The following is a 16,239-nucleotide window of genomic DNA, read 5'->3' as shown; positions in this document are numbered from 1 at the left end:
CTACAATGATTTGAGGGTCCCAACAGGGGCGCCGCCGCATCTATTCCAGTAGAAACGACGAACTGCGATAGACGAACAACTCTCTTCAATACGTCTAAGATGTTTGTTGATATTTGTTCGGGGAGTTTTCAGATCTCTTCGGCTGATCAACAAGGGCTGGAACTCGCGCCAAACGATATCGTTGGCGTGGGGATGCTCGTCAGCTTGGCGTCAGCTCGCATCCTTAGGGTGCCGATCCGTCATTAGGCGGTGAACGATTAGCCTTATTACGCATCGAGAAGAGCAGCGGGTTATAGCGAACATGTCTGGCCCTACGGAGGACACGGCACGTCTGGATTGGGTGCCGTTCTGGTTGCGATCGGCCTTGGATATAGCCGCATTGTGCGGTGTGGCATGCGTTTTGATGACGGCCGTCATAATGACGAGCCTTTTTGGCGGCGTGCTGCTTTTGCTTCATCTGAGGCGGCGGGCTCGGTCGGTGCAAATCGCAACGTCTATTGTGGAAGGTGAACCAGATCGCTTTCGAGCGAAAAATGAGAAGCATGTCGGACCGCACCAAGAAGTGGTTGGGTGGCGCACACAAACGCGACCCGCGGCCTCAGGAGATACGATCGAGTAGGACCCGCGGTAGTCGACCGCCTGAAAACAGCAGACCGCGCCAAATGAGATGCGCTCCTGTTATAGTTTCAACTTGCAAGAACGGGGAAACGGGTTCGGTCCTCTGGACCGGCGAGTAGGTCAGCCGATGTCGTTGCACTGCATCAATAAGGCGCGCCTGAGGAGGGCAGCGCCTCTCAAAGCAGAGAGTATACTCATCGCAGTGTGCCTCAACACTGAGTACCATCAAGATCAATCCGGCATACGGCAATGACCTAGCGTGTGGCTGCCTCGCGGGCGCTGACGCAGTCGCCAATCGACGATGGAGTACAACGAGCGTTCCCCGTGGGCGCTGAAGCCGGCCTATTTGCCAGCCCAAAGTGTCAGTCAGTCGACCCGCCATTCTGGGATAAAAACTTCGAGGCATATACCTCCGGCCGGGCAGATCAGTCGTCTTACCACCCGGGTCCGCTGCCGAGTCTATCTTTATATCTTCCCCTGGAGTGGCAGCACGACGCACAGTGGGTGCCCGAAGACCTTAAGGAGGGACTGCGCTTGCAAAACGTGCTGCCAGGCGCGTCTCAACCGGGGACAAATCTCACCCTTCAGGGCGTGAACTACACCGCCACCATTGGGCCGGCAAGCTATGAGAGTGATGTTTTTCTGCGCCCAACCGAATAAGGGGATGACAATCTTCTAGAGTGGGGCCGTTCAATGACCGACCGGCTGCTGGAGGGCGACATCGCGGCAAAGTTCTGCCGGTGGTGCTGGCGCAGCCCAAGGTTAAGAAGCTTCTGTCGAGCGATCACTTCTCGGTCGATGGCACTCTGATCGAGGCCTGGGCCTCGAGTAAGCGCGACTAGCCGGTCGTTCGGCGGGAAGCGGGCTCGCTTGCTGCGTATACTTCCGAGCCCATGTCGAACAGCAACTCCCTTGCTCAGGCCTGGCCACATCGCGTCACGAGCAAAACTCGGCAGTCCCAACTGGACCGTGCCAAGCCTGCGAGCCTAATGCTGCGAGTCTCTTGAGCCGCGTATATTGCTCCCGCCGCGTGCCCTTCGATCACCATTTCTGCCCACTCGACTCCTGCCCATCGCTCTTGAGCGGGCCGAAGGCTCTCTATGGCCCGGCCAGCGTTGCTTGATCCGCTGACGAAGGTCGAGCGCCAAGCGGCAATCGTCAGCGGCAGTTCGAAGATCATGTCAATTGCACGATTGATCTTTAGCTAGCGCCACAGAGCAATGAACTATGTCCCTGCGGGTAGACTTGGGAAATCTCATAGTTCGAGGCCACGGTCTGTGAGCAGCCGGTGCATGACCTCGCGTTTGATCTCGCCAGCGATTTCGTTTCGGACTTGGGCTCCGAGCACCCGCTCGGCATCCGAATCGCCTAGCAGACCATGCTCGGCCAGTCTCTGATTCAAGCGGGTTTGAAACTCCTCGCCCATGGCTTCGACGAGCCGGTCTTGCATCGCTGCATATTCGTCCGGAGCGATGCGCCTCAGCACCGTCTCCCAGGGTTGCCAGCGGCTTGCCATATAGTCGGCGAATTGGTTCGCTTCCTGCTCCCGAACCAGGTCCAGCGCCCGCGCAGCATCTTCCGGGGTTACGTGAGAGACCGTCAGGAAGCGCATGTCAGGGGCGACGTGACTTAGCTCGAGCGGCTCGCGCAGCCGATGTTGATAGGCCAGGTAAACTTCGACGTCGTCTAGGCGCGGGTTGACGCGGACCCTGTCGCGCGCGATCCGGTCCAGTGCCTCCAAGCGGAACGCAAGACGGCCGCGCTGGATCAGTTCGTCAAGCCGATCGTCATACACCCCGTCCTCGACATCAGCGTTAAAGCGCGCGGTCTGCATGCCGTTCCAGTGCAAAGTAACACGATCCTCGCAGCTCGCGTTGGCCTCGGAAGCCTGTGTGAAAAATTGCTCGCGCAATCTTGGATTGGTCGCCGCCTGCCGCAGATCATCAGCCACCGCCTGCCGAAACTCGTCATTGCCATAGTTCACGGTGCCCCGGAGCCTCTCTAGGAACCGCGCGTAGTCCTGGGCGCCTGGCTCATCCGCAAAGTGCTGCCATTGGGCTAGTGAAGCCGGATCGTCCCCGAGCCAGTGCGCGGCAGCCTCATACAGAGACAGCTCCTGCGGTGACGCTACGACGCCCGCCAGGTTAACGCGGGCCTCCTCCGGCAGTGGGTTATCCGCAAGCTCAACGTTCTCCAAATGCGGGTAGTCAAAACTCGATATAAAAAGTCCCTCAGGCAGGCTGGTCAGCCGATTACTGCTGAGATCGAGCGATTGGAGCGCGCTCGGAAGGAGTTGGGGGAGGTTGGTCAATTGATTGCTGCTGACATCGAGTTCAGTGATCCCAGACGGGAGGGACTCGGGGAGCTCGGTGAGCTGATTGCCGCTAATCGCGAGCGAGGTGAGCCTGCTCGGGAGAGAGTCGGGGAGGCTCCTTAGTCGGTTGTCGTTTGCGTTTAGGATCTCAAGCCCAGCCGGAAGGTTGGCCGGCAGACTGGTCAAGCTGTTGTCGGCAACCTCCAGCAGAGAGAGGGTCGCCGGAAGAGCGTCCGGCAAACTGGTCAAGCGGTTATGGCTAATGAGAAGATGCTGGAGACCGGGTGGGAACGTAGCTGGTAGGCTGCTTAGCTCGTTGTGCCTAGCGCTCAGTTCCAGCAATCTTGGCGGCAGGGCGGCGGGCAAAGCGGTTAGCGAGAGGGAGGACAAGTCCAGCGAGTGCGAGCCTGCGTTGTCCGAATCCCTGATTCGTGTGCGCCCCTGTCGCCGATTCTCGGCTTCGCCCTGACCCTCTTCGGCAACCCAGTTGTCCAGGATCTGCGCGCGCGCGGAGGCTGGGGTCCGATACCCTGTCAAGGCTTCGACCCAATCCGCCATGGCTCGGCTGAAGCCGCTGAAATAAGTTTCCTGCTCCCCCTCTTCAGAAGGGGCTGAGGAAGAACCTGCACTCCACTGTGCCTGTCCCGTGTTCATCAATTTCTCCATTGTCAGAACAAGAATACCCCCCGCGAAGCAGGTGGTTGCGCAGCGCAATGATCATTCGACAGCCGGTGCACGCGCGCTGCGGCTCCCGCCCGACTCGAGTCGGTACAGGTTCACACGAGCCCAACCGCGGCAAATGGATCGATACTGCTGCGAGCTTCTGCCATTTCGTTGACCAGATAAGTCGTCAACATGGAAGCGTTCTGCCCTTAGCAGGCCTACCTGTCGATCAGCTGACGAGTGTCGCTGCAGGACAGCCAGTTCGCTCCACTGTTGCCACCAGCGACCGAAGCAGGTCCACCTTGCGGGTGAGCCGGTCAAGCTTCGCAAAGACCAGCTTGGCACCGATTGCCTTGGCATGTGAGAGGGCCGCCGCGAGCTTGGGGCGGTCGGAGCGCCTGCCGCTCTCGGTTTCCACGTACTCGGCCGAAAGGGCCCACTGGCCGCCGTTGAGATAACGCACCATCGCCTCGCGCTGGGCCTCTATGCCCAAGCCGCTCCTGCCCTGCTTATCCGTGGAAACGCGTAGCTAGGAGATGAACTTGCCCTCAGCCATGGTCGCAGCCCAGTCCCAAATCAATTTGTAACGGGACCTTCACGCGAAGATGAGGGCTGTCTTAGAATCCCTACGATTCGTTTTTGCATAGCTTCACTGGAAAGGCCGCTTGCGAATCGTTGTCGCGAAGGCCGATAGCTCGGACGCTGGGGGACAGCGTGAGACGAAACTGCTGGTGAAGGAAGGCAACCGCTAGGGGGCGGCATGACAATCGGGCGATTTCTATGGCAATTTGCTCCCGCCATCCTGGTGCTTTCAGGTGCGGTCGTCCTTGCTTTCGGCAGCTTTTGGTTATCGTGGCGGCAGTCAAACTTCAACGCCACGCTGGCTCAAAAAATGAGGAGATTGCCCGCCTGCGGAGAGCGCGAACACGATAACAGGTGGCAACAGCTTCGCGTATATGGCGTTGCAGGTGCCTGATCCGAGCAGTGATAGCGCCGTTATTCCCCTGTTCATCCATCAAGGAAAATACCCGCTGTACGACGTGGGAGTGCGGATTTTCGATTTGGACGATCATAGGCGGCTGAATACCGCAGCGCAGCGAAATGACGCGAGGGGCCAACAGGCGATACAGCAGGTTGGCTGAGTACGAAAAGCCGCAACTGAGGCTTTGCGGCCCCGAAACGTGTTCAGGACTACAAAGAGCCAAAAATCTTTTGCTCGTGGCTATCTCGCGCGCCGCATCGCAGGGTTGTGGTCGCCCGCGGCCGCGCGAGAAACGGCCCGTTGCTGGGAGTGTCAGCTCAGCAGCTCGACGCTGCCGGTATCGAGCCGATAAAGACCGCCGACAACCTTCAGCTTGTTTTGCTCAACTGCCGCGTTCAGAATCGGGGTTGCCGATTTCAGCTTGTTGACGTTGTCCACCACGTTTTGCCGGGTCGCGTTGGCGAGTGCATCCCCGCTTTGCTGCGATGACGCCTTGACCGCGGGCGCAAGTGCGGCGATGAGGGACGGGATGTGCCCCGGCGGCGGCTTGTCGTCTTTCAGCGACTGGATGGTAGCATCGACGGCGCCGCAGCGGTCGTGGCCGAGCACCAGGATCAGCGGCGTATTTAGTACCGCAGCGGCATATTCCATGCTCGCGACCGTGTCATCGTTGGCGAAATTGCCTGCAACGCGGCAGACGAACAGATCGCCGAGTCCGCTGTCGAATGCAAATTCGGGTGCAATACGCGAATCGGCACAGCTCAGGATCGCGGCATGTGGATTTTGCCCACCGATTAAGACTTCGCGTTCGTGCTTGAAACCGTGGCACCGCGATGCGCCCTGGACATAGCGTGCATTGCCTTCCATGAGCCGCTTCAGTGAAGCGTCCGGCAAGAGCACGTTGTCGGGCTTGGGTGGTGCTTTCGCCTCCTTCGCGTCAGCAATCCTGTCGCCAAGCAGCACGCCAACCGCCGAAGCAGCGAACAACATTAGGGAACGCCGAGACGGCGCGAGCAGGTGAGGTGGATTCGGGGAGCAGTTTTCACACATATTTTTCCTAGCCTGTGCGGTTACAACGTCTGCATCAAGAGCGCGTGAAATGTGCTTGTAAGGTGTATGGATTACGAGAAAACGTCGCGCCTGGCGAGCCGTTTAGGTAGGCTTGATGCCCGCACTGGACAGATAAACGCTCAATGGCATCGGCCGCCGTGTTTGCGCAAGAAACGCGCCGCCAGCAGATTGCTTCGAGGCTTGCCTCCATGGCGCAATGGAAGTCGTGTCGCGCAGTTGAGGCGTCCGCCTTAGGTCATTCTCGACCGGGTCGAGCCAGCACAACGGCGGCAATATCCGTTATGCATAAAGCGGAAGTGAATTCGGAGCATTGGCGCCACCGCGACGGACCGTTGTAGGTTGATGGCACTGCCGTGACTCCCGAGCCGGAGTCTCGAACCATGCGCGACGAACTCAGTGACTGACCATGTCACACGATAAAGAAATCCGCGTCGCGCCGATCGCAAAGAAGGATGCCGACGCGTCGCTGATCACGCGGTTGCATTACAGCAAGACGGTCAACAGTTTATTCCTCGCGCTCGGCGTCTTTATCCGCGGGCCGGCTCGAAGGCGCGATGACATTTGGCCCGTCGATGGATAAAAGCCACATCCAAGGGCTGGGTGCGCGATACGCCATGGAGTGGATTTCTCGAGTTGAACCGGCTGGTGTTCTTGGAAGCATTGCCGCGCAAGCGGAAGCCGCGCGCTCTCGATCGCACTGCGGATGATCAAGGCATTATCCGCACATCGAGTGGGTGATCTCGTTCGCCGATGGGTGCCAGTGCGGCGACCGGACGATCTGTCGCGCGGCTGCCTTCGTGCTGACCGGGATCAAGTTGAACAAGAGCTTGCTGCGATTGTCCAACTGCTCGATCACGCACAAGATGACGCAAGTGACCGGCAAGACGCGCGGCTCATTTCACCAAGACTGGCGGCTCATGGTCAGGCCAGGGCGTGCCGCTGGACGGCTACCAGATGCGATATATCTACTTTCCCAATCCCGAAGCGCGTGCGCAGCTAACTGGCAGAGAAATACCGTATGCGGAGATCGAGCGGCGTGGCACGGGCATGTATCGCGGTATTGCGCGTGGCAAGCAGGCGATGGCCGAGGCCCCTCGGCACAGCTGCGCGGCAGCGGCGACCGCCACGCCCCAGTGAGTTGATCTGGGCAATGCCCGCGCTGAAGTTCTTGGTGATGAAGTATGACAAGACGCCTTCAACCTGGACGTCGCCGCCACATTGGCTGGAAAACTGGATCAATTTTGGCGTCGTTCCTCGCGAATGAATCGGCTCAAGAGCCTTAAGACCAACCGGAGTAAGCCTATAAGAAAAGGTAGTTGAAGTACTGCTGCTTGCACGGCACCTCACTTCTCAGTCGGTCGGGAAGGACCTGCATCACTGACGCCCGGGCGACTTATAACTCGGAAGAAGTTTTGAACGTGGAGCGCTGAACATGACGACATCGTCTTCTTGCTCTTGGCCGATTTCCCGTTGCCGCTGCCGGTCCCGGGTCCCTAGCCAAGATGATCGCTCAGCTCCGCACCAAGCGCCTCAATCAGCGCCTTCTTCAGCTGCTTGAAAAGCCCGTCCGCACCTGTGAGGTCCTTAGGCCTTTCATAGTTAGCAGGCAGTTGATCCAGTAGTTTAGGTGTAAACGTCGTGTCGGTCGTCATGTGAGTCTTCTCGGTAAGGTAAACTCACAGAAACCTGCTTACACATTCTTTCTGACATCCTGTTGAGCCGGCATCAATTCGGCTTCCGAAAGCAGGAGATCAAGCAGTCTTCGTTAGCCGACGACCTTGGCAGCTCACTCGCTCGACTTCGATCAACGATTCCTTCAACATGAGGATGCAAGTCTCAGCTCCAGCAGCATGGCCCCAACGCCTGCAGTTGGTATCTCGGGCTGACCCAAAAACCAGCTGTCCATCTGGCGTCAGCATCTGCACCAACTTGCGGATTGTCGCACGCATTTCAGCCACGCCTCCAAGGTAGTAGAGGACTTCGGCCAGTACTATCAAATCAAACCGCTCGGCGGTCGAAACCTGCTGAACATCCGAAGCCATCCAGGTTATGTGCGATCACCTTTTCGTCCGCAGGCGAGCTCGACCAATCGCTTGCGGCATAACGTCGATGACTGTGAGCCGTTTGCAATGAGGTGCTAGCATTTCCGTAAAAGCGCCGGCCGCGCACCCGACCTCGAGCGCGTGTGAAATCACGCCTTGCGACAGCGATAGCCGGAGGAGTTGCGAGTGACGCTCGCGTTCGAATGGATTACCGTCGAGCCTCCACGGATCGTCGGCGGCTAGTTCCCGCTCTAGCGATTGATGCCTGCTGTCGGAACTCATGAGTCGCTTACCTACTGAGAATGCAAGATCGGGTGCCCGTGCCGATGCTGTCAAACGAGACCAGCCTCGAAGAACTGCGCGAAAGCTCCGCCTCCGTGGGTCTACCGACCATTGAAGAGCCTCCAGTCCAGCTTTCGCAGACCTCATGAGCACCTCTTCAGTCCCACTCCAGTACGGCGCACATCAGGACGCAGCTGGGCAATCATCCGTTCGTGCTTGCCCATCTTCCAGCAACTGTGTTGAAACCAACAAGTCGTTTCACACGCATTTTCCTGATGATGCTTGAGTTAGCCGGCGTCTGACTATGGGGATTGCGGCAAAATTGGTGAAATCTATTGTTTTGATGGAACATATCCAGTCCGATAATGGTCCGGAAGACCGCGTTGCCGTTAAGCGCATGATGAGCCGGCCGCCTTGACGTAGCAGCACATGCTGAAAAGGCGTCCACGACGTTGGTCCGGCGAAGATCCTCGCCGGACATCGAATGCCTCGAAGCTGACGTCAGACGCAGAGCTGGACGCACTCGAACACTGCTCGCGGCGAACGGGATCGAGCCGATGCCACTGCTTGATGCAGGCCAGCGGCGGCTCCTCCGATGATCGCGTCAGTCAACCGCAGAGTCGTGCAGCGTTTCGGCTGGTGCCGGCCAGAATTAGGTGTGGCATAACTTTTTGGAAGAAGGCGAGGTGATTAAGTCAATTCGTCAGAATTCTGACGTTCGACTGGCGACACGAGCCGGGTGCCCCATGACAAGACCTGAAGGTGATCAGAAAGACGAGCGAAGATGCGATGCGTCGTCACGTGTCGTGCCTCGATGGACCCGGAAATCTATGCGAACTGTCGATGCAGCTTCGTGGCAGTCTGGAGCCCTCCATGCCGCTCGGAAGTTGGGCGTCGGGCATCAGAGCGACCGCGGCAATACGACTTGATGTGCAAAACGAATTATTTCATGCTAGACGCTATGTCGATCGGGCGCACGTCTCTCCGTCACAATAACTCCAGCTTGCCGAGCTATCGGCGTGGCTGGGTGGACGAGGCCGTGGCTGCGATCGAGGCCGACCAGTGCCGCACTGCCGATACTCACCTAATTCGGCTGATCGTGCCGGCTCTCGCCGGCATTGACATCTATTTGAAAGACGAGTCGACGCATCCGACCGGCAGCCTGAAACACCGACTTGCTCGCTCGCTGTTCCTCTACGCGCTCTGCAACGGACAGATTCACGAGGGCACGCCAGTTGTCGAGGCCTCGTCGGGGTCCACGGCGGTGTCAGAGGCCTATTTCGCGCAGATGATCGGCGTACCCTTCTATGCCGTGATGCCGCGGACGACGTCGGCCGAGAAGATCGCTGCGATCGAGCATTATGGCGGCAAGTGCCATCTGATCGACGACGGCCGCGCGCTCTATTCCGAGGCAGCGGCGCTCGCCACCCGTCTCAACGGGCATTACATGGACCAGTTCACTTTCGCGGAGCGGGCGACGGATTGGCGCGGCAACAACAACATCGTCGAGTCGATCTTCACCCAGTTGAAGGGCGAGCCGCGCCCTGTGCCGGACTGGATCGTGATGGGCGCCGGCACTGGCGGCACCTCGGCGACCATCGGGCGTTATTTGCGGTATCGTCAGTTTCCAACGCAGCTCTGCATTGCCGATGTCGAGCATTCCGCCTTCTTCGACTGCTTCCGCTATCAGGACCGCTCGCGAACTTGCGAGCGTCCCTCGCTAATCGAAGGCGTCGGCCGGCCGCGCTGTGAGCCATCCTTCGTTCCGACCGTGGTCGACCGCATGATGAAGATCCCGGATGTTGCGACGATCGCGGCTATGAACGTGCTGTCGCGTCGCCTGCGCCGGCCGGTCGGCGGCTCTACCGGAACCAACTTCTTTGCACTGTGCCGGCTGGCTTCGGAGATGTGCAGCGCCGGCCAAGCGGGATCGCTGGTGACGCTGATCTGCGACTCCGGCGAGCGCTATCGGCAGACCTATTACAAGCCGGAGTGGCTAAAGGCGCGGGACATCGATCCTACGCCCTATGAGGCCGAGTTGATACTCTTCCTGGAAGCCGGGCATCTGCCCGGCTTCCCGATCGCAGACGTGACGAATCCGTTGAATGCCCGAGGTGCAGCAGGACCACGCTGATCGAAAACTACGCCTCGTCTGCACGGCGTCAGATTTTTCAAATCGCATCGGTTTGGTAGGCGAGTGCCCGTTGTTTCGGGACCAATCAAAGCGTGGCGCACCCGACGCGATTCTAACGGATGGCCTCCACCTTGGAGAGTGACGCTCTATAGCTGAGCTAGGTGTGCATCTCGTAGTTCTTGCGCGCATTTGTTGTCAAATGTGAAGCGACGAATAACGCTCTCGCAAGTCGTTGAATTACGAGCTCTCAAACTCTTCTTTGCACCAACTGGTTTGACACGTGCATTCGCGGGGTAGGCGTCTGGGCTGTCATCGCGATGCTTCAAGGACACCCGTCCATTTAACGACAACTATCGAGACGAGTTTCCTTTCGGCACCGTCGACGCACATCTCAACTTCAGTAGATCTATCACACCCACGCCAGCGGCCGACCGATATCTGGGCCAAGCAAGCATTGGCCGCACCTAGAATTACACAACTTTATCGATTCCTTGGGTTGTGTTTCTTTCTCGACGCAGTCCGAAAGTTCAGAGACGAAAAGGAAATCCGGCAAGTTAATACGTCGACTTCATCCATTGGATGAATGAACCGAATTACGACGGAGATCATGGGGTCGGCATCGCGGCGGCCCTGGAGAGCTTGCCGAGGTTGCTTGGCGCGAGAAGATGAGGCGCGCCGTCCGCTTCGAACAACGGCACCATCCGACTGAGGGCAATACATATGCGGCTTTCGCTGTTGGCACGTGTTTTGTATGTCGGACTCTACCAGAACAGCTCAATGGGAGACGACGTGATACGTTATAAGATAGTTTGAAAGATCGTTGGTCATCTGCGAACCTCAACGTGCGACATTTGCTACCTGGACGCCCGATGCATTCGACGAAAGCCTCTGTCGGCGTATCCTTCTGTGCTCTCGTTCAGAGCCATTTGTCCTACCCTTGTAACTCTGACGACTAGATTGAGACTCGGAAATCACATATGCCAGCGGAGTCGGACATCACATGTGCGAATGCAAACAATCGCACAAGCACCGTCTGGACAATTGTGCTCGGCTTTGTCGCCGATCCGTTGATGCGGTGGAGTTGGCCTGACGCAAGGCGATATATTCAGAGCATGCCTCAGTTCATCAACGCCTGTGGCGGACGAGCATTCGAGCATGGCACAGCGTACGTCACGGGAGGAATTCGCGCCGCGGCCCTATGGCTCCCTCCCGGCGTGCAACAAGATGAGGCGGCGCTGGACGAAATCATGGCGCAATCCCTGAGCCCGGGGATTACCGAGGATATGGCACACCTGCGGCGGGGAATGGCCGAGCATCATCCGCCCGAACCACATTGGTATCTGCCTCTCATTGCCACCGATCCCAACTGGGCCGGACAAGGGCTTGGCACATTGCTAATGAAATACGCTCTTCAACGATGTGATGAGGAGGGCATTACCGCGTACCTCGAAAGTTCGAATCCCGAGCACATTCCCTTTTATCAACGCCACGGCTTCAAGGTCATTGGTGAGATACAACATGGCTCTTCGCCGCCGCTCTCGCCAATGTTGCGAACGGCGTAGCTAGCTCGAAGCGTTGGCCCAGCGCTGTGGGGTCAGCCGGGAAGCCGTGCTGCGGCCGCTGCTGACGCTCGATCGCACGACCCTGGCCTTCTATGACAGCAAGCGCGCTGATTTCCAGAAGATCTACACACCCAGCTTGACGCACAGAAAGAACCGTTCGAAGGCGGCCCCAAGCATCACCACCTGGCGCTGAGTCAGCTCGGTCCCACGTTTACCCAGCTTATTCCAGGGCTATCACGATTGATACTTCACACTTCGTGATGTCGCCGGTCTCTTAAATATGAATGTTACGACCTTGCTGTAATGGAAAGGCGGCTTTTGGCATGGCGGCTAAACCGGAATGGCCAAGAAGAGTTACTGCACGATACCAGTGCGCTGATTGCCGCATGCTTACGAGCGCTATAAACCGAAGCAGAAGGGTTCAGTCTACCGGTTGCTGATGGCCCATGACCTGATCACGGCGCGTTGGCTCCGGATTGCGGAGGTCTGGCTGATGGTGTCACCACAATCGGCACTCTACTGCGTGACACCCCAACTACATCCCGTGTCGAGCGGCCTGCGTCGACCGGTGCTCCGCCTCGGCAAGCGGATAGGGTGGGTGGCCGCTAAGCACGGTGCTCAACAAGGACTTGCAGAACGCAGGCGTAAGCTTGCCGCGGTGGACCACGACGTTCTCGTGACCGGTTGCAGCCCTGGCGTTCTGCCACTGCCGATTGTAGCCGCGCTGTTCATTGGACTTGACGTGGCAAGCGGCGAACTCGGCGTCATCTAGCGTGGCCAATTGCCGCGCAAGTACCGGCCGGTTCGTGTGGATGTGCACCCACATCGGACTCGGCATTGCACCATTGATCAGCGCCTTGGGTTGCAGCTTGAACTCAAACAGCGTCCCTGGCTCGCCCTTTAATGGGCGCGGTGGATCCGCAGGCGCCAACTCCTCGGCCGCCCGCAAGTATTCAAGGTACTTCTGCGACGGAAAGGCGTAGGTCTTCATGCAATCAATGATAGTCGTGGCCTTTCGCTCGTTCGCAGCCTTGGCCAGCCCCTGCGCCTGGGACAACATCGTGTTGAGCCGGACTATTTTGTCGTGCACTTCGGGCACTTGCGCAGGCGTGAGTAGGCCGCTTCGACGAGGCTCCTCCAACGCGGCCACACAGGCCTGCATCTCGGCGGCCTGCATCCGCAGGCGCTCAACCACGGTGTCTACGACGTGGTCGGCGTCCTCGGGTTTCATCTGGCGTGCTTGCGAGATGGCCCTTTGCTGTCCAGCCAGATCGAATTGCAAAAGTTCGTCCAAGCGCTTGAGTAGTGGCGTCAGTGCCTCAATCGACGGCGGGGCCTGCCAGATAGCTAACTGTGCCGCCGCCGACGATGACGCCCTTTGCGCCTCCTCCGCGCTCACCAGCTTCTTTGTACCTAAATCCGAGAGCACGAGAACTTTGGCTGCTGGCGCTGTGGCCTTGTCGGCCATAGCGACCTGTGGCTGCATCCTCCCGGCCGCCGAACTCCCGGCGCCCTCGACCGGCGTGCGCTTGCCTTTGCGCTTCCTGCGCGATGTTGTACCCTCAGCCACTACAGCCCTGCCGGTACTGTTGGCCGGTATCGCAGCCCCAGCGTCGGCCGGCGGTGTAATAATGGCTGGGGTCTTCGGCTGCAGTGACAAGAGGCGCATCACATCATGCGCCGTGACCCACGCGCCTTCCACGATCTGGCCCAACAGTTCCAATGGGAGGTCGGCACCTGTTCCGAGAGCGCTTAGCTTTCCAATGACGTCGTGCAACGCCAACGCAAATTCCGAAAGGCGCTCCATGACGCCTTCCAGAACGGCGCGGGGCTCTGCGTCGAGCGCGCGTCCTCCGCTTTTTAGAACAGCGCCGTACGTCGAGAGGAATGCCGGAAAAAAATCCTCGATGAAGGTTCCCAGCAGACGCGCCCCCCCTTCTCACCCATGAGGATGTTCCTCACGGCTGGTTCGAACGTGCTCGCCAGCGGCTCAATCATGACCTGCGCGAGAGCGACCCGCGATTGCAGATGCATGCACTTCGTATACAGTGCCCAGCCGGTGTGCAGCCGCAGTGCATCCTCTTGGGCCTGCTGCATCTCGGCCGTTGTACTTGGTAAAGCGGCGGTGGCGGCGCAGACCGACTGCATCCGTTCCGAGCGCAATGACTTCTTTCCCCACCACTCCATGCACGTCTCATAGCGGTTCGCCACACTTAAAACCGTTCGGCGCAGCTGGTCGGGGGAAGCATTGGATTTGAGGATCCAGTCGAGCACGTCGGCCGCACTCTTCCGGCTCTCCTCCAAGGCGGAGATAGTCCGTTTGGCCAGTATGTTGCATTGGTCCGCCGCATCGAGCGCCTCGTCCCGGAGTCGGCGAGCCTGATCGTCGGACAGAATGCTACGCGCTACATGCGGGGGCAGGCTCGCGCGGTATTCCAGAACTTTTGAGCTTGCCTCGACGAGCTGATCGATCAGCTCTTGCGCCTCCGACGAGTTCTGCGCTTGCATGGCCGCCTTGCGGGAAGCGTCAAGTTCCTCAAGCAGGCGGTCCATTTGTCGCTTTGTGGACTCGATCTCGGCGCCTGTCGAGGAAATGGGAACTGCCATACTGCGCGGCTGGCTGGCTACCGGCGCGCTTCTATCTTGCGGCCCAGAGCGCATCCGCTCCACGACGGAATCGAACCGTTGGCTGCCTTCCCCAGGGGCAAGAATTGACTCCGAGCGCGAACTCCTCAACGTGCTGTCGGCGCCATCAGCCCCAACGTGCGATTTGCCAGCTCGGTCGATGCCCGTCATTTTCAAACCTCCGATGCAGGCGAGGATGCGCAGCCTATCTAGGTAGACGGCCTGGCTGACAATTAGCTGACGAAGGGCATTCCCCCGGACGCACAAAGAAAATCCGAATCACCGTGGCTTCCAATTCCATGCAAGATGCCATGTTGCTAGTATCCCGAGCCACAAGTGCGCATCGTAGCTTCGCGTTGCTGTGCCAAAGGTGAGGGCTGGCAACAGCGACGGAGGTCTGATCGCGGTCCAGCCACTTGCGTCCTTGATACAAAGCGATGATGAGCGTGCCGAACTGAAGTCGGTGACAATGCGGCGAAAGAACGCGCTAGCGCTGGCTCTGAGATCCCGGATCGTGCTGACCTGCGCGGAGGGCGGTTAGAACGAGGAAATGGCGGCCAAATTGGACCTGGACACGCAGACCGTAGGCAAATGGCAGCGTCCTTCTGTGAAGCGGCGCGGGGCCGGGCTGCACGACGAGCCGCGTTCCGGCGCGCCGCGCACGATTGACGTTTCTCGCATCGAAGCGGTGGTCGTGCGGACGCTGGAGAAATGCCAAAGATAGGCCATCGGCCGAGGGGGAATGTCAGACGTATTCTGTAAGAGGCGCCTGTGAAGGTTGAATTGTAGTCATGTCTTGCATCAGCCGGACATTGTTATCGATCCCATGATAGCTAACAGCGGCCGGGCAGCAGGCTTTCTAAGGCCGCAGCTGCCGAGGCGGGGCCCGCAGACCCGCCTTTACACAGCTTGCTGATCGGCCAAACTGCGGGCATTTTCGCGTGATCTATCTTCTTCAGGCCAGTCTACATGAAGTCATCGTCGTCCCAATCGGGCGTGGTATTTGGAGTACGCTGGGCCGCTCTGGTATCAATGCCGCTACTGTCGGTAGCTTTAAGATACAATGGAGGCTTGTTTTTCCGCTGCCATTCACCATCATCATTCTTCGTCCATTTGTTAGGATGCTTGGTAGGGTCAAGCACCATCATCGAGTCACTCACCTCAACAAAACCCAACGCCCGTGCGCGGGCCTTCGCTTCGTCATTGACAGAATGAGAGAGGAGCAAAGGCCGTTCGCCGTCGAGTCGAAGCTGATGTTCCAACAGAATATCGCCTGCGTTCTCGACGAGGGGATGAGTAACCCGAAAATCTACAGTGGATGTGAGTTCGGTCCGTCCCGGAAACTGTTCCCGCCAGCGCGCGCGTGCCTTTTCCTCTTTGAACACATCACTCATGCTAGCTCCGCCTTCCGTTCGCAGAAGTCCAACACTCTTGTTGCCTAACTGATAGCTGAAATAGCGTGCATTTTCCGAACCAGATTTCCTGCCGTGGTCATAAGCAACTTGTGCTGTGCGTTCGGCCTTCGAGGATATGGGACGCGAGTATATATGTGGCTTCGCGGCGATATCCTCGATTTCATCGCCATAAAAGTCCTTCACGTGTTCCTCGAATGAAGACTTTGTGATCTCATCCACAGGAGGTCGGCGAGCGAGGGAGTACGAGGGTGCTGCCGAAGACGAACTAGCGCTCGGCGCCGCCATGTGCATACCAGCAAACATGTCCGCAAAGCGTTGGCTGTCTGCATCAGATTGGGCCTGATTGGTGCCGGAATATCTCATTTCATCAGCGTCAGAAGCACCGGGGTAGCTGTTGATTCGGCCATACATGGTGATTGGGTTTCCTATCGGTGAAGTGTTCTTGCACTCAGTTCAGGCTCGTCGGGCACGGCGAAGTTGATAGTCAGCCTAGCTGACGACGAGCTGACGCCGCATGTTAAGCGTGTACGA

10 protein-coding genes and 4 pseudogenes are annotated in these 16,239 nt (G+C 58.4%); 6 read left to right on the top strand and 8 right to left on the bottom strand.

Going from position 1 to position 16,239, the window contains the following annotated elements; genetic code table 11:
• Positions 1–1,317: 1,317 nt before the first annotated feature.
• A pseudogene (locus tag LMTR3_RS37500) lies at positions 1,318–1,451 on the top strand (IS5/IS1182 family transposase); the annotation flags it as partial.
• Positions 1,452–1,873: 422 nt separating this feature from the next.
• On the opposite strand, the gene nopM reads toward LMTR3_RS37500, so the two are convergent.
• From nopM to LMTR3_RS13385, 3 genes and pseudogenes are all read right to left on the bottom strand, one after another.
• Positions 1,874–3,586: a T3SS effector NEL-type E3 ubiquitin ligase NopM gene (gene nopM, locus LMTR3_RS13400; RefSeq protein WP_176721886.1), complete on the bottom strand. Its 1,713-nt coding sequence runs from the start codon at positions 3,584–3,586 to the stop codon at positions 1,874–1,876.
• Positions 3,587–3,824: 238 nt separating this feature from the next.
• Positions 3,825–4,112: pseudogene (locus LMTR3_RS13395) on the bottom strand (recombinase family protein); the annotation flags it as partial.
• Positions 4,113–4,889: 777 nt separating this feature from the next.
• On the bottom strand, positions 4,890–5,627 hold the full coding sequence (locus LMTR3_RS13385) for a carbonic anhydrase (protein WP_065745439.1): 738 nt from the start codon (positions 5,625–5,627) through the stop codon (positions 4,890–4,892).
• A gap of 427 nt (positions 5,628–6,054) precedes the next feature.
• On the opposite strand from LMTR3_RS13385, the gene LMTR3_RS38500 reads away from it, so the two are divergent.
• Complete coding sequence (locus LMTR3_RS38500) at positions 6,055–6,228, top strand: hypothetical protein (RefSeq protein ID WP_176721885.1); 174 nt, start codon at positions 6,055–6,057, stop codon at positions 6,226–6,228.
• Positions 6,229–6,644: 416 nt separating this feature from the next.
• Here LMTR3_RS38500 and LMTR3_RS37495 read toward each other — a convergent pair whose 3' ends face one another.
• The 3 genes and pseudogenes from LMTR3_RS37495 to nodS all read right to left on the bottom strand — a co-directional run bounded on the left by LMTR3_RS37495 (position 6,645) and on the right by nodS (position 7,972).
• On the bottom strand, positions 6,645–6,887 hold the full coding sequence (locus LMTR3_RS37495; RefSeq protein WP_141686578.1) for a hypothetical protein: 243 nt from the start codon (positions 6,885–6,887) through the stop codon (positions 6,645–6,647).
• A 254-nt stretch (positions 6,888–7,141) separates the two neighbouring features.
• On the bottom strand, positions 7,142–7,300 hold the full coding sequence (locus tag LMTR3_RS38495; protein ID WP_176721884.1) for a hypothetical protein: 159 nt from the start codon (positions 7,298–7,300) through the stop codon (positions 7,142–7,144).
• A 73-nt stretch (positions 7,301–7,373) separates the two neighbouring features.
• Positions 7,374–7,972: pseudogene (nodS, locus tag LMTR3_RS13380) on the bottom strand (nodulation methyltransferase NodS).
• 949 nt (positions 7,973–8,921) lie between these two features.
• Between nodS and LMTR3_RS13375 the strand changes: the two are divergent.
• The 3 genes from LMTR3_RS13375 to LMTR3_RS38490 all read left to right on the top strand — a co-directional run bounded on the left by LMTR3_RS13375 (position 8,922) and on the right by LMTR3_RS38490 (position 11,861).
• Complete coding sequence (locus LMTR3_RS13375) at positions 8,922–10,106, top strand: PLP-dependent cysteine synthase family protein (RefSeq protein WP_245319847.1); 1,185 nt, start codon at positions 8,922–8,924, stop codon at positions 10,104–10,106.
• A 977-nt stretch (positions 10,107–11,083) separates the two neighbouring features.
• Entirely contained in the window at positions 11,084–11,668 is a 585-nt protein-coding gene (locus LMTR3_RS13365; protein ID WP_176721883.1) for a GNAT family N-acetyltransferase, read from the top strand.
• 46 nt (positions 11,669–11,714) lie between these two features.
• Entirely contained in the window at positions 11,715–11,861 is a 147-nt protein-coding gene (locus LMTR3_RS38490) for a hypothetical protein (protein ID WP_176721882.1), read from the top strand.
• 342 nt (positions 11,862–12,203) lie between these two features.
• On the opposite strand, the pseudogene LMTR3_RS13360 reads toward LMTR3_RS38490, so the two are convergent.
• Positions 12,204–14,464 (bottom strand): annotated as a pseudogene (locus tag LMTR3_RS13360) (T3SS effector XopP-like protein).
• A 379-nt stretch (positions 14,465–14,843) separates the two neighbouring features.
• On the opposite strand from LMTR3_RS13360, the gene LMTR3_RS37490 reads away from it, so the two are divergent.
• Complete coding sequence (locus LMTR3_RS37490) at positions 14,844–15,017, top strand: helix-turn-helix domain-containing protein (protein WP_141686577.1); 174 nt, start codon at positions 14,844–14,846, stop codon at positions 15,015–15,017.
• 241 nt (positions 15,018–15,258) lie between these two features.
• Here the strand turns inward: LMTR3_RS37490 and LMTR3_RS13355 are convergent, their stop codons facing one another.
• Positions 15,259–16,119 carry a hypothetical protein gene (locus LMTR3_RS13355; protein ID WP_065745437.1) on the bottom strand — a complete coding sequence of 287 codons (861 nt, stop codon included), beginning with the start codon at positions 16,117–16,119 and terminating at the stop codon, positions 15,259–15,261.
• Positions 16,120–16,239: the final 120 nt, after the last annotated feature.

Origin of the sequence: Bradyrhizobium sp. LMTR 3, from assembly GCF_001693485.1 — a bacterium.
GTDB lineage: Bacteria > Pseudomonadota > Alphaproteobacteria > Rhizobiales > Xanthobacteraceae > Bradyrhizobium.
The sequence above is the reverse complement of the archived record's forward strand: the minus strand, read 5'-3'. Positions and strand labels throughout refer to the sequence as shown.